Raw genomic sequence first — 13,937 nt, 5'->3', positions numbered from 1 at the left:
GGAGGCACCCGAGCAACTGCGCTGACCTGCACGGAAACAGGAGGCCACGGGCAGTTACCGCCCTTGTGCCGACCGCCACTTGGGAACGATTCGGTCAAACGACGCGAAATCCTAGGTGTCGGACGGGCCGGTAACCGCTCTCATGCGTGGCCGAAATGGTCATCCCGCGACATGCCCGCGACATGCGGTCCCCGGGCCGTCGCCGCGATCGCCACCGGCTCCGGAGGGCTACGCTGCGTCAGTGATGGACAGCTCCAGCTCAGCCGAAGGTACTGGCTCCCGATCGGGGCCCCGGCGCCGCGACCGGCACGGCCGTGGCATGCGCGGGCCCGTGGCGCCGCCCCAGGTGCCGCTCTCGGCCAGCAGGGCCGAGACCTTCCGCGATCTCGTACTCGACTCCGTGGAGCGCCTGGAGCGGCGCTGGCCGCAGCTGGCGGAGGTGGAGTTCCTGGTCACCGACGTGCCGTTCAAGGACTCCCCCGGCACCGCGGACGACGACGGGGAATCGGCGGCCTGGAGCGACGAGGCAGTGCCGCTGGGCCGTGCGCTCCCGGCGGGCAAGGACCGGCCCGCCCGGATCCTGGTCTACCGCCGGCCGGTCGAGATCCGCACCAAGAACCGGGACGAGCGCGCCCTGCTCGTCCACGAGGTCGTGGTCGAGCAGGTCGCCGAACTCCTGGGCCTGGCACCCGAGTCGGTCGACCCGCGGTACGGACAGGACTGAGCCCCCGCGCACTCCCCCGGCCCTACTTCTCCAGGACCGAGAGGTCCTGGGAGGCGGCCGGTACGGCGACCGTGCCCTTGTCGTCGGCCAGGGTCTGCACCGTGAACATCGGGACCCCGTCCTGCGTGATCGCCAGCGTGCGCGAGGCGTAGACGGGCCCGCCGTTCGGGTCGGGTTCGACGGTCAGCGCGTACGAGCCCTTGAGGCCGGAGGGGGCCGGCGGGTCGACGGCGAGAGTGGTGCCGGCCTTCACGGTGTACGTCTTGGACTGCGGCTCGCCCGCCTCCGTGCCCGCGGAGGAGGTGACCTGCACCGTGGCGTCCTTGGTGCCGGGCGCCGTCAGCGCGAGCGTGGCGGCCTTGTCGCGGTTGTCGGTGACCGTGGAGCGGGCGCCGACCGGGTTGGTCGCCGGGATGAAGGCGATCTCCTGCTTGTCGCCGGTGCCGCGGACCACGCGCAGCGCCGCGACGACCGGAGTGCTGCCGTCCGAATCCGGGGTGAGCTGAAGGGAACCCGTCTCGCCCCTCGTGACGTTCTTCAAATCAAAGGACGCCGTCATCCCCGATTTCACGTGGACGGTGTCCAGCCCCGCCGGTGTGAAGCTGCCCCCCTTGCCGATCAGCTTCACCTTGAGGTCCGCGTCGTCCGCGCCCTTGGCGTGCACGATCAGGCGTACGTCGGTGGCGTCGCCCGGGATGCCCGGAAGCACCTGGGAGGCGGCCGCGTCCGCCGACGCGGGCAGCCAGTCCGCGCCCGCCTTCGCGTCCGTGGCCTGCACCACCGCGCCGACACGGCCGGCGCGGGTGGAGACATGCACCGTCAGATCGTCGGCCACCGTGCCGGTCAGCGTGGAGAGGAGAACGGGAACGCTCGACTTGGCGGGGATCGTGATGCCCTCGCCGATGTCGGCCTTGACGGGACCGTCCTTGCCGAAGAGCTCGACATCGGCGACGGCCGCGGTGTCGTCCGGGTTGGTCAGGTGGACGTAGTCCTGGCGGTCCTTGGCCGTGGACGCGCCGGGGAACCAGAAGTCGGCGTCCGGCGCGGTGCAGCTGGTGCCGAGCAGGGCGCGCCCGACGCCGCCGGTGATCTGGGTGGTCTGCTGGGCGGCCCAGCCCGGGGCGAGCAGGCCGTCGGCGGAGCCGGTGAGGGCGGGTGCGTCGGCGCCGGACGCGGTGGCGGCGGCCGGCTTGCCGGGCTCCTTCAGGGAGATGACCGGCTTGTCGGAGGCGGGCTTGTCGGCCGGCTTCTTGTCCTTGCCGTCCTTGCCCTTGCCGTCCTTCGCCTTGTCGGTCGAGGCGGAGGGCGAGGGCGCGCCGGCGTCGGCGGGCGGCGGCACCGCCGGGCTCAGCACGGCCGTGCCCGGCTTGCCCTGCGGGCTGCCCGCGGCACCCTTCGGGGTGAACGCGGTGTACGTCGTCTGGGCCAGGTCGGAGTTGCTGGGCGCCGGGCACAGCAGGCTGGAGCGTTCGACGGGCAGCCGGGCCGGGGACTTGGCGCCGGTGTCGGCGGAGCCGCTGGGCGCGGTGAGCGAGGCGAAGCCGGTCAGCGCGGCGAGGGCGACCGCCCCCGCGGCGAGGGAGAGGGTGGTGCGCTTCACTGCTGGCTCCCGTCGGGGCGGTGCGGCTGCTGCTCGGGCTGCTCGGGCGGGTATCCGTAGCCGTACGGGTCGTAACTCCCGTCCGGCGGCAGCGACTGGCCCTGCGCCTGCTGCTGGTAGGGGTCGTACGGCTGCTGCCCCTGCCCGTCGGCGTACTGGCTCTGGCCGAACTGGCCGTCGGCACCCGGGACTTGGGGGTACGAGGCCTCGGGGTAGTGCTGCTCGGGGTACGGGACCTGGGCGTACTGGCCGTCGGGGTACTGCTGGTAGCCGGGGTACTGCTGCTGGTACGGGTCGTACTGCTGTTGTGCCTGCTGGTCGTGCTGGGCGGGGTCGGCGGCCGGGGAGGTGGTGGCGTACTGCGCCGCGTCCCACTCGTCGTACGCCGGCTGCTGCGGGATCTCGGCCTGCTCGGCGGGCTGTCCGGCGCCCGGGGTCTCGCCGGGGGGCTCGGCCTCGGCCTGGGCGCGGAGCCTGCGCGCCCGGCGCCCCTCGCCCGCGACGGGCTGCGCGGGAACGGCCGCCAGGGTCTCCTCGGCCTCGGGCAGGTCGTCGTCGATCTCGCGGCGGCGGCCCGGCAGGGCGAGCACCAGCAGGACGAGGGCGAGCGCGGACTGCATCCAGATCCAGGCGGTGTGGGTGAACGGGGCGTCGTAGGTGACGTCCAACTTGCCCCCGCCCGCGGGGAGTTCGAAGCCCTGGGCCCAGCCGTCGACGGTGGTCTTCTTGAGCGCCTTGCCGTCGAGGGTGGCGGTCCAGCCGGGGGCGGCCTTGTCGGCGATGCGCAGGACGCCGCCCGCCTGATCCGCCGGGATCCTGGTGTGGATGTCGACGGGGTCGGCGGCCACCGGCAGGCTCTCGGCGCCCTTGGCCGGGACGATCACGGCGCGGGCGACCTGGCGGTCGACCCGCCACAGCGCGCTGCCGTCGAGCTGGCTGAGGCGGCTGAGGCCGGGCGTCGAGTCGAGGGTGCGCGCGAAGGAGCGGGGCGCGCCGTCGCGGACCAGCACATAGCGCACGGCGTAGCCGCTGAGCTGGGTCGACTGGTCGGCGCCGGAGCCCGCGACGAGGTTGGCGACGACCTTGCCGAGCCCGGCGTCGCCGCCGCCCGACGCGGCGAGTTCGGCGTCGCCGAGCTGTGCGCCCGAGCCCCTCACGAGCGTGTACGCGACCTTGGCGGGCGAGGTGCCGCCGAGGACCAGGGTGCGGGCCTGGTCGCGGGTGCCGCTCTCCTCGGCGACGAACGCCGGTACCTGCACGGGGTTGCGGCGCTCCAGCGGGCCCGCGGCGCCGCCGATCATCCAGTTCGCGGCGGAGTACACGGGACCGAGAGCGGCCGCGAGCGCGATGAGCGCGGCGACCGGCTGGCGCCAGCCGAAGCCGTGCCCGGCGACCCGGGTCCGGCCGTTCTCGGCGCCGAGCGCCCCGGCGGCGAGCAGCGCGAGCCCGTACACGAGGGTCGCGGGGCCCGCCCAGGCGCTGTGGTTCGACAGGACCGCGAAGAGGAAGCCGGTGAGCGCGACGGCCCAGGCGGTGCGGATCGCGAAAGTGCGCTCCGAGCGGAGCAGGGCTGCGAGCGCGGCCCCGACGAAGCCGATGAGCAGCAGCCCGCCGATGGTCTTGGGCCCGCCGGGGCTGGCCCCGAGCAGGTCGAGCGCGCCGGCCGAGCCGTCCCCGTACTCCAGGCCCGCTTCCCCGAGGAAGCCGGACGGGCCGGCGACCAGGGTCAGCGACCAGGGCGCGAGCATGAGGAGCGGGGTGCCGACGGCGGCCAGGAAGCGCAGGCCGTACGCCGCGAGGTCACCCCGGCGCAGGGCGAGCACGCCGATGCCGAGCAGCACCGCGACCGGCCACACGACCGGCGTGAAAGCCATCGCGATGGTCAGGAGCAGCGCGTACGTCCAGGTGGCGCGCCAGCTGCCCCGGGCGCCGTCGCCGCGGAACCCGGCGGCGGACACCCCGGCGCGGGCGATCAGCGGCAGCAGGATCGCGAGGACGGCGGTGCCGAGCCGGCCCGCGGCGAGCGCGCCGGTGGCGGCGGGCAGGAAGGCGTAGGCGATGGCCGCCCAGGCGCGCAGCTGGCGGGACGCGACGAGCGGACGCGAGGCGAAGTACGCGGTGAGCCCGGCCAGCGGGACCGAGCAGACCAGGAGCAGGGTCAGCGCGAAGCCGGTCGAGCCGAAGCACAGCGCGGACAGGACGGCGATGATCGCGAGGTAGGGCGGCGCTGACTGGGTGCCGCCGGCGCCGATGGGGTGCCAGGCATCGGCGTAGCGGCCCCACAGGCTGCCGATGTGGTCCGGGGCGGGCAGCAGGGCACCGCCCATCAGGGTGCCGCCGCCGAGCAGATCGCGGCACGCGACGAGGGAGACCAGCAGGAGGAGCGCGAAGAGGACCGGCGCCGGTCTGCGGGCGATCTTCTTGAGTCGGGCGAACTGCTCGATCTCCAGGAAGTCGGCGTCGTCCCCGCCGGGTCCGGATTCGACGGCGCCGTGCCGGGAGCCGCCGGTGTCCTCGGTGCCCGCGCCGAGGCTGCCCGCCACGGATTCGACGGTGGCGCGGATGGTGGCGCCGGGCGGCGGGAAGAGCGGGCGCAGCTCGCTCGCCTCGACACCGCTCTTGCCGCGCCTCTTGCGTCCGGCGAGGATCCTGCCCGGCCGCAGCAGGGTGCCGAAGAGGCCCATGACCTCGTCGACGGCCTGCCCCGGCACCTTGCCCACGAGGTAGGCGACGGTGCGCAGGAGCGTCCCGATCACGATGCGGAGCAGCACGTAAGGGAGCAGTGCGGGACGGGAGTTGACGAGCATGGTGTAGACGGCGCCCGCCTTGTCGACCCGGTGCGGGTTGACGACCGAGCGGCCCGCGCAGTCGACGGTGCGGCGCTCGCGGGCGGCGGCCTCGGCGTGGCGGACCGCGGCGTCGGGGGCGACGAGGACGATGTGCCCTGCGGCATGGGCGCGCCAGCACAGGTCGACGTCGTCGCGCATCAGAGGCAGCCTGCGGTCGAAGCCGCCGAGCTCGTCCCACACGTCGCGGCGGATCAGCATGCCCGCCGACGACACCGAGAGCACGGGGCGGACCTGGTCGTGCTGGCCCTGGTCCTGTTCGCGCCGGTCCAGGCCCGTCCAGCGGCGCCCGCTGCGGGCGATGGAGACGCCCACTTCGAGGAGTTGCTTGCGGTCGTACCAGCCGCGGAGTTTGGGGCCGACGATCGCGGCATAGGGGTTGGAGTCGGCGACGCGGAGCAGTTCGGCGAGCGCGTCGGGCTCGGGCGCGCAGTCGTCGTGGAGCAGCCAGAGCCACTGCACGGGCTCGCCGTGCGGGAGTTCGGGCAGGTCGTAGCTGTCGTCGCGCCAGGTGCGCGAGACCGGGTCCCAGCCGCTGGGGCGCTTCAGATAGGGCAGTTCCTCGGGGCCGAGCACGGGCGCGGTGCGGGCGGCCTCCTCGACGGCGGCGCCGAATCCGGTGCGGCGGGCGAGGTGCAGGACGCGTTCGGCGCCGAGCGCCTCGGTGACCAGGCGGGCGGAGTCGTCGGCGCTGCCGGTGTCGGCGGCGTACGCGTTCTGTACGGGGCGTTCCTGGCCCAGGAGTCCGGCCAGGACGTCGGGGAGCCAGCGTGCGCCGTCGTGCGAGACGACCACGGCGGTGACGACGTGTCGGGGGAACTCGGGAGTCGCGGCCGCCTCGTACGGGGCCGTCGACTGGCTGTGCACGGACATCGAGGTACGGGCCCCTCCGCCCCGGAAGGCTGCTGTGCTGACTGCGGTCGGCGCGGCCGGTGTTGCGAGACGGGCTCTGACGTGACCGGAGTGCCGTGGACAGCGCCCCACACTAACGGCTGCCACACAAACGGTCCGCCGCCTGCGGACGGGGCACAGGGGACGGACCGTTGGTTGTGTACGGAGTTGGGCGGTTTGGGCCCCTGAGGGTGGTCGCCGGGGGTCAGACGGCGGCGTTCCCGAGGGCCCTTCTCGACGGCCCTTCTCAAGGAGTTCAGACGGCGGCCTTCTTCAGACGGCGGCGCTCGCGCTCGGACAGACCGCCCCAGATGCCGAACCGCTCGTCGTTGGCAAGGGCGTACTCAAGGCATTCGGAGCGCACTTCGCAGGCGAGGCAGACCTTTTTGGCCTCCCTGGTGGAGCCGCCCTTTTCGGGGAAGAAGGATTCGGGGTCGGTCTGGGCGCAGAGTGCCCGTTCCTGCCAGCCGAGCTCCTCTTCGGCCTCGTCGACCAGCAGTTCCTGAAACAGCTCGGTCATGTGCGCCCCTCGTCTGTCTTTTGCTGCCCCGTGATGTTGTCGTTACCGAATCCGGCTGAACGACACGAGTGAAATTACAAGTGCGTGGATCCGGGCCAGTCAAGCCGAGATCTGCTATTGGGCCCCGTATTCACTCTGCGGAACCAAGGCTTTGCGGAAAGTGTTCAAATCGGTAAAAAGGTGACACCCACCACTGGCCCACGCCGACGCCTCTCCTCACCCGTTCGCCCGACCCCCGCTCGACTGTGACTACAGAGGAGGACGAGCCGAGTGTTGATCTTGTTGCGCCCGCACCCGGAAAGCGGCCCGGATCACATTCAGATCACGAGAAGGCAACGACGTTTGGTTGCACAGTTGCTGCGCCACATCTCCCGCCCCACGACTGCACAAACCTTTCTCCGGCTCCGGTAACCGGATGAGGTGAAACATTGCCGCCAAATCGGTCATTGGGTTGACAACACACCCACGGACCCGTTCTCCTGGACCGCATGTCAGTGACCGCAGCGCACCGAGCGACCCACACCCGTGGGTTCCGCAGCGCTGTCCAGGCACGCTGTTGCTGTTCCAGCTGTTGATCCCGCACCCCCTGCCCCACGTGCGATCCAGCTTCTCCCCTCGCCTCCCCTGAGACGCCACGCGTCCGCTCCGGGTGGCCGCCGTCTCAGCGAGACACCTCATCTGCGACACCCCAGCGCTTCTGCCGAGGAACCCCCGCACCATGAACAGCAGCCACAGCGACCTCCAGATCGCCGGCGACATCCTTGAGGTCCAGCACCTCCTGCAGCCCGCCCGCGAGCACCCCGCCACCGTCGCCGAGTTCGCCGGACTCGCCCGCTCGATTGCCGCCGACCGCTCCCAGTGGGCCCACCTCGTCCAGTACGACGCGGTCTCCCGCTGGTACCACCGCCTGCACACCGTTCCCCAAGCTCTCGGCTCCGCTCGAGCAGGGGAGGCCCCAATCGGCTACGAGGTCTGGCTCCTGTCCTGGGTGCCCGGCCAGGGCAGCGGCGCCCACGACCACGGCGCGTCCTCGGGCGTGCTGACCGTCCTGGCCGGCGAGCTGACCGAGCGCACCGAACGCGGCGTACGGAACCTGGGCGCCGGATCCCAGCGGGTCTTCGCGCCGGGCTATGTGCACGACGTCGTCAACGACTCCCTGGAACCTGCCGTGAGCCTGCACGTCTACTACCCGGGCCTCACCGACATGCCGATGCATGCCAGCCAGAGCTCCTCCCCGGCAACCCAGGATGTCGTACCCGCCTGACAGACTGTCGGCATGCGCATTGTGGTTCTGGCAGGCGGCATCGGTGGTGCCCGCTTCCTCCGTGGTCTGAAGTCCGCCGCCCCCGACGCGGACATCACCGTCATCGGCAACACCGGTGACGACATCCATCTGTTCGGCCTGAAGGTCTGCCCCGACCTCGACACCGTGATGTACACCCTGGGCGGTGGCATCAACGAGGAGCAGGGCTGGGGACGTACCGACGAGTCCTTCACGGTGAAGGAGGAGCTCGCCGCGTACGGGGTCGGGCCCGAGTGGTTCGGGCTCGGCGACCGCGACTTCGCGACCCACATCGTCCGTACGCAGATGCTCGGCGCGGGCTATCCGCTGAGCGCCGTCACCGAGGCGCTGTGCGCCCGCTGGCAGCCCGGCGTGCGGCTCATCCCGATGTCCGACGACCGCGTGGAGACCCATGTGGCCATCGACGTGGACGGCGAGCGCAAGGCCGTCCACTTCCAGGAGTACTGGGTGAAGCTGCGGGCCTCCGTGGACGCGCGGGCCGTCGTGCCGGTCGGCGCCGAGCAGGCCAAGCCCGCGCCCGGCGTCCTCGACGCGATCGCCGCGGCCGACGTGATCCTGTTCCCGCCGTCCAACCCGATCGTCTCGGTCGGCACGATCCTGGCCGTGCCCGGCATCCGCGAGGCGATCGCCGAGGCCGGCGTGCCGGTGGTCGGCCTCTCCCCCATCGTGGGCGACGCCCCGGTGCGCGGCATGGCCGACAAGGTGCTCGCGGCGGTCGGCGTGGAGTCCACGGCGGCGGCGGTCGCCGAGCACTACGGCTCGGGGCTGCTCGACGGCTGGCTGGTCGACAGCGTGGACGCCGGATCGGTCGGGCGGATCGAGGCGGCGGGCATCCGCTGCCGGGCCGTGCCGCTGATGATGACGGACCTGGACGCGACGGCCGCGATGGCCCGTGAGGCCCTCCGGCTCGCGGAGGAGGTCCGCGCGTGAACCCTTCCTTCCGGGTGTGGGCGGTGCCGGGGCTGCCCGAGGTGCGGGCCGGTGACGACCTCGCGAAGCTGATCGCGGCGGCCGAGCCCGCGCTCGCCGACGGCGACATCCTGCTCGTCACCTCGAAGATCGTCTCCAAGGCGGAGGGCCGGATCACCGAGGCCGCCGACCGCGAGGCGGCCATAGACGCCGAGACGGTACGGGTGGTGGCCCGGCGCGGCACCCTGCGCATAGTCGAGAACCGGCAGGGTCTGATCATGGCCGCGGCGGGCGTCGACGCCTCCAACACCCCTGCCGGGACAGTGCTGTTGCTGCCCGAGGACCCGGACGCCTCGGCGGCCGCGATCCGCGCCGGGCTGCGTGACGCGCTCGGCGTCGAGGTCGGCGTGATCGTCACGGACACGTTCGGACGGCCGTGGCGCAGCGGGCTCACCGACGTGGCGATCGGGGCCAGTGGCGTACGCGTCCTCGACGATCTGCGCGGCGGCACGGACGCGCACGGCAACCCGCTGAACGCGACCGTGATCTCGCTCGCCGACGAGCTGGCCGCCGCGGGCGACCTGGTGAAGGGCAAGGCCGGCGGGCTTCCGGTCGCCGTGGTCCGCGGGCTCGGCCACGTCATGGGCGAGGGCTCGGCCCGCGAGATGGTCCGCGCCTCGGCCGACGACATGTTCCGCCTGGGCACCTCGGAAGCGGTACGGGAGGCGGTGACCCAGCGGCGTACGGTACGGGCCTTCACGGCCGATCCCGTCGACCCGGGCGCGGTGCGGCGCGCGGTGGCGGCGGCGGTGACCGCGCCCGCCCCGCACCACACGACGCCCTGGCGCTTCGTGCTGCTCGAATCGGAGGAGTCGCGCACGCGGCTGCTCGACGCGATGCGGGACGCCTGGATCGAGGACCTGCGCCGTGACGGCAAGTCCGAGGAGTCGATCGCCAAGCGGGTCGCGCGGGGCGAAGTCCTGCGCGCCGCACCGTACTTGGTGGTGCCCTGCCTGGTGATGGACGGCTCGCACTCCTACGGCGACGCCCGCCGCGACGGCGCCGAGCGCGAGATGTTCGTGGTCGCGGCGGGCGCGGGCGTCCAGAACTTCCTGGTGGCCCTCGCGGGCGAGCGGCTCGGCTCGGCGTGGGTGTCCTCGACGATGTTCTGCCGCGACGTCGTACGCGACGCCCTCGGCCTGCCCGCCCATTGGGACCCGATGGGGGCGGTGGCGGTGGGCCATGCGGCGGAGCCGCCGAGGGAGCGGCCGGAGCGGGAGGCGTCGGCGTTCATAGAGGTCCGCTGAACCGGCTCCCTTCGCCGAACTCGCCTACAGCGGGGCGATGTTGCGGGGCTGCATGCGCGGGGCCCGGCGCTCCGGGGTGCGGCCGCTGAGCAGGATCAGGCGGGCGGCCCGGTGGCGCTGGCCCGCGTACGGTTCGAGCAGGGCCAGCATCTCGGCATCGTCGGCGTCCCGGTTGCCCGCGAGGGCGTGGCCGATGATGCCGGGCAGATGGAGGTCGCCGACGGTCACCAAGTCGGCGGCGCCGATGGCCCGTTGGAGGGTTTCGGCGGCGGTCCACGGGCCGATGCCCGGGATGGCCTGGAGCCGCTCGGCGGCCTTCGCCGGGTCCATGGCGGCCGCCTCCTCCATGCGGCGGGCCGCCCTGACCGCGCGCATGACGGTGTCCGAGCGCTTGGAGTCGACGCCGGCGCGGTGCCACTCCCAGGACGGGATCAGCGCCCAGGTCCTGGCGTCGGGCACGACGTACATCCCGTCGGGGGCGCCGGGGGCGGGTTCGCCGTACTTGCGGACGAGGAGCTGCCAGGCGCGGTAGGCCTCGGTCGTGGTGACCTTCTGTTCAAGCACGGAGGGGATCAGGGATTCGAGGACCAGTCCGGTACGGCCCAGGCGCAGGCCGGGGCGCCTGCGGTGTGCCTCCGCGACGAGTCGGTGGCGGGGCGTGAAGGCGCCGGGGTCGTCCAACTCGCCCAGCAATGCGGGGAGTTGACCCAGCATCCACTCCGCGCCCTCACCCCACGCCTCGGCGTGCGCGGTGTCCTTCGTGGCGGTCACGCGCAGGGTGGCGGGGCCTGCGGGGGTTCTCGATGTGCGCCACACCGCTCCGTCGGGGGTGGTGCGGTAGGTGGGGTCTGCGGGGCCGCGCCTGAGGGGGCCGAGGGTCAGGGCGAGGTCGAGGGGGCCGTCTTTCGGGGCCCAGGCGCGGGTCCGCCCCGGCGTGCGGGGCGCGGGGACGGGGCGGCGAGTGGAGCGGGGGGTGAATCGTCCTGCCACGGGGGTTCCTCGGGGGGTGGGCTGCCCTTCGAGGGTACGCGGCTTTGCTCCCCCACCCCGCCCCTTCCCGAGACCCTCCGGGGGATGTCGTTCGGCCGCGGCCCGGTGGATTGCTCCTAGGGCTCCGCCCCAGACCCCGTTCGCGCCTTAAGGGCGCTCGTCCTCAAACGCCGGACGGGCTGAAATGCCCGGTGCGGGCCAGCATCGACGCTGCTAGGGGCGCGGGGAACTGCGCGACCAGCCCCCACCGGCCCGCAGTCGACCCGCAACGTATCCGCGGGGTTTGGGGCGGAGCCCCAAAGCAACCGCGGGCCGGCGCTACTGGTCCGAGGAGAAGCGCACTGCCCCCGCCGGGAGCACCGCGTCGCACCACACCCGTACCCCTTCGCGGAGCTCGTTGTCCGGGCCCACCCTCGCGCCGTCGCCGACGACCGCTCCCGCCAGGATCGTCCGCGCGCCGATGCGCGCACCCGCTCCGACCAGCGAGTCCGTGATCACCGCGCCCGCTTCGACCACGGCGTCCGACAGGATCGTGCTGCCCGTGATCCGCGCGCCCTCACCCACCACCGCGCCGTGGCCCACCACCGTGCCGCCCGTCAGCTTCGCGTCGGGGGCCACCTTCGCCGTGGGGAGGACCAGCCGGTCGCCGCAGCGGCCCGGTACGGCCGGGGAGGGGGCGCGGCCCAGGACCAGATCGGCCGAGCCCCGGACGAAGGCCTGCGGAGTGCCCAGGTCCAGCCAGTAGGTCGAGTCCACCATCCCTTGGAGGTGGGCGCCCGCCGCCAGCAGGCCCGGGAAGGTTTCCCGTTCGACGGAGACCGGGCGGCCCGCCGGGATTTCGTCGATCACCGCTCGGCGGAACACGTACGCCCCCGCGTTGATCTGGTCCGTGACGATTTCCTCCGGCGTCTGGGGCTTCTCCAGGAACGCCGTCACCCGGCCGGTCGGGTCCGTGGGGACCAGGCCGAACGCTCTCGGGTCGTCGACCCGGGTCAGGTGCAGGGAGACGTCCGCGCCGGAGGCGCTGTGGGTGTCCACAAGGGCCCTGATGTCAAGGCCGGTCAGGATGTCGCCGTTGAAGATCAGGACCGGGTCGTCGGGGCCCGAGCGGAGACGGGACGCCACGTTGCGGATGGCGCCGCCCGTTCCCAGCGGCTCGTCCTCCGTGACGTACTCGATGCTGAGGCCGAGCGAGGAGCCGTCGCCGAAGTACGGCTCGAACACCTCGGCCAGGTAGGAGGTGGCCAGGACGATGTGGTCGACGCCCGCCGCATGGGCCCGGGCCAGCTGGTGGGTGAGGAAGGGGACGCCGGCCGCCGGAACCATCGGCTTGGGTGTGTTCACCGTGAGCGGGCGCAGTCTCGTGCCCTTGCCGCCGACCAGGAGGATCGCTTCTGTCACCTGTCGTCTCTGCTTCCTGCTGGGGCCGGCCTTCGGATTCCGTCACGTTCGGGCGGAACTCCCGGCCGGCCAGTGTATGCAGACTGTCCGGATGCTCATGCCGCCCGGTCAGCGCCGGCCCTGGTAGTGGGCCGCGGCGACCCGGGCCGCGCCGAGCCTGCCGTACAGGCGCGCCCCCGGGCAGTCGGTGGCGAACCCGTCGCGGTGACCGGAGATGGCATTGAGCTTGACGCTGTGCCCCTTCTTGTAGCGATTGCCGCCGGCGGAGACGAGCGTGCTCTTGCCCTTCGGGTTCACTCCGTACAGTCCGAGCTTCCAGGCCGAGAGCTGCTCGATGGCTTTGAGGGCGGCGGCTGACGGGTTCGTGTCGTTGTAGGTACCAAGGAGCGCGATGCCCATGCTGTTGGTGTTGAAACCGAGAGTGTGCGCGCCCATGACGGCCTTGGCCACACCCCCGGCGCGGCCTTCGTAGATGTTCCCGCACTTGTCGACGGCGAAGTTGTAGCCGATGTCCCGCCAGCCGTTGCTCTTGACGTGGTAGCGGTAAATACCGCGGAGGACGGAGGGCGCCTGGGCGCAGCTGTAGCCGTTGCCGGTCGCGGTGTGGTGGACGAAGGCGACCTTGATGCTCTTGGTGTAGAGGAACCCGCCCTCGCGCACCGCCTCGTCGGCGCCCCAGCCCTTGCGCGTGATGATGCGCGGCCGCTTCCCGACGTACGGGCGGGCCTCGGCCGTGGTCCCGGCGACCTCGACGGCCTCGGCCTGGCTCGCGGCCTGGTCGAGCGCGGGCAGCACATCGGGGACCTGCGTCTCGCGGGTGCCCTCGCCCGGTTCCTCCTCGGCGGGGTCGGCACCCGGGTCGACGAGGTCCAGGCGCAGGCCCTCGGGAAGCGGCTCGCCCTCGGGGCGTACGCGTGCCTCGACGGCGTCCGAGTCGCCGACCCACAGCGGCGCGGTCGAGCCGTGCAGGGGGCCCACGGCTTCGGAGGTTCCGGGGTCGGCGGCGTGGTCGTGGTTGTGGGTCTCCAGGTCCTGCCAGGCGGACCAGGTGCCGGCCGCGCGGCTCCGGGTGCGGACCTGGGCACTGCCGTGCAGCTCGTCGTCGGCGTTGTCCCAGACCACGCCGACCAGTGAGAACGGCCGCACTTCCCGCTGGGCCAGGCCCTCTTGGGATAGGCCGTCCGCCGCGCGGTCCGTGCCGGGCAGCGGCTCCAGCGGCAGCGACTGGGTGGAGCCGGCGGGTTCCGCGGCGGACGGCGGCGCGGAATCCGACGCCGCTACGGGTGTCGTGGCCGCCAGGGGGAGGGCGAGGGCCGCGACAGCGGCGACGCCGATCGAAGACGCATGGAAGCTACGCATGATGACGATCCTGGGCATAGATGGACAATCCTGTCCATTGCGGAACTGACGGCCCGTCGGCCAAACCGGTGTACGCACCCCGCCCAC

The 13,937-nt window shown here is 72.7% G+C and carries 10 protein-coding genes; 4 read left to right on the top strand and 6 right to left on the bottom strand.

Features of this window, described 5'->3' with window-relative positions; genetic code table 11:
• Nucleotides 1-244: 244 nt before the first annotated feature.
• Nucleotides 245-724: a metallopeptidase family protein gene (locus ACSHXC_RS23735; protein ID WP_438293542.1), complete on the top strand. Its 480-nt coding sequence runs from the start codon at nt 245-247 to the stop codon at nt 722-724.
• A gap of 22 nt (nt 725-746) precedes the next feature.
• Here ACSHXC_RS23735 and ACSHXC_RS23730 read toward each other — a convergent pair whose 3' ends face one another.
• The 3 genes from ACSHXC_RS23730 to ACSHXC_RS23720 form a co-directional block, all read right to left on the bottom strand.
• Nucleotides 747-2,324, bottom strand: a complete 1,578-nt coding sequence (locus tag ACSHXC_RS23730; RefSeq protein ID WP_438293541.1) for a DUF5719 family protein — start codon at nt 2,322-2,324, stop codon at nt 747-749.
• The gene (locus tag ACSHXC_RS23725) at nt 2,321-6,043 is read right to left on the bottom strand and encodes a glycosyltransferase (RefSeq protein ID WP_438293540.1); all 3,723 of its coding nucleotides are present in this window, start codon (nt 6,041-6,043) and stop codon (nt 2,321-2,323) included. Before ACSHXC_RS23725 ends, ACSHXC_RS23730 begins: the two co-directional genes overlap by 4 nt.
• Before the next feature lie 274 nt (nt 6,044-6,317).
• Nucleotides 6,318-6,581 (bottom strand): WhiB family transcriptional regulator, encoded by a 264-nt coding sequence (locus tag ACSHXC_RS23720; protein ID WP_053723761.1) that lies wholly within the window; start codon nt 6,579-6,581, stop codon nt 6,318-6,320.
• A 718-nt stretch (nt 6,582-7,299) separates the two neighbouring features.
• Here ACSHXC_RS23720 and ACSHXC_RS23715 point away from each other — a divergent pair.
• The 3 genes from ACSHXC_RS23715 to ACSHXC_RS23705 are packed head-to-tail and all read left to right on the top strand — an operon-like array spanning nt 7,300 to nt 10,100.
• Entirely contained in the window at nt 7,300-7,845 is a 546-nt protein-coding gene (locus ACSHXC_RS23715; RefSeq protein ID WP_438293539.1) for a cysteine dioxygenase, read from the top strand.
• 12 nt (nt 7,846-7,857) lie between these two features.
• Entirely contained in the window at nt 7,858-8,814 is a 957-nt protein-coding gene (cofD, locus tag ACSHXC_RS23710) for a 2-phospho-L-lactate transferase (RefSeq protein WP_438293538.1), read from the top strand.
• Nucleotides 8,811-10,100, top strand: coding sequence for a coenzyme F420-0:L-glutamate ligase (locus ACSHXC_RS23705; protein ID WP_438293537.1), 1,290 nt, complete (start codon nt 8,811-8,813; stop codon nt 10,098-10,100). The genes cofD and ACSHXC_RS23705 overlap by 4 nt, the downstream gene beginning before the upstream one ends.
• Nucleotides 10,101-10,124: 24 nt before the next feature.
• On the opposite strand, the gene ACSHXC_RS23700 is transcribed toward ACSHXC_RS23705, so the two are convergent.
• From ACSHXC_RS23700 to ACSHXC_RS23690, 3 genes are all read right to left on the bottom strand, one after another.
• Entirely contained in the window at nt 10,125-11,090 is a 966-nt protein-coding gene (locus ACSHXC_RS23700; RefSeq protein ID WP_438293536.1) for a DNA-3-methyladenine glycosylase family protein, read from the bottom strand.
• A 318-nt stretch (nt 11,091-11,408) separates the two neighbouring features.
• Nucleotides 11,409-12,491: a sugar phosphate nucleotidyltransferase gene (locus ACSHXC_RS23695; protein ID WP_438293535.1), complete on the bottom strand. Its 1,083-nt coding sequence runs from the start codon at nt 12,489-12,491 to the stop codon at nt 11,409-11,411.
• 108 nt (nt 12,492-12,599) lie between these two features.
• Nucleotides 12,600-13,850 carry a peptidoglycan recognition protein family protein gene (locus tag ACSHXC_RS23690; protein ID WP_438293534.1) on the bottom strand — a complete coding sequence of 417 codons (1,251 nt, stop codon included), beginning with the start codon at nt 13,848-13,850 and terminating at the stop codon, nt 12,600-12,602.
• Nucleotides 13,851-13,937: the final 87 nt, after the last annotated feature.

The organism is Streptomyces sp. HUAS TT7 (genome assembly GCF_051550175.1).
Taxonomy (GTDB): Bacteria; Actinomycetota; Actinomycetes; order Streptomycetales; family Streptomycetaceae; genus Streptomyces.
Note: the sequence above shows the minus strand (reverse complement) of the source record. Positions and strands in the feature narration are given on the sequence as shown.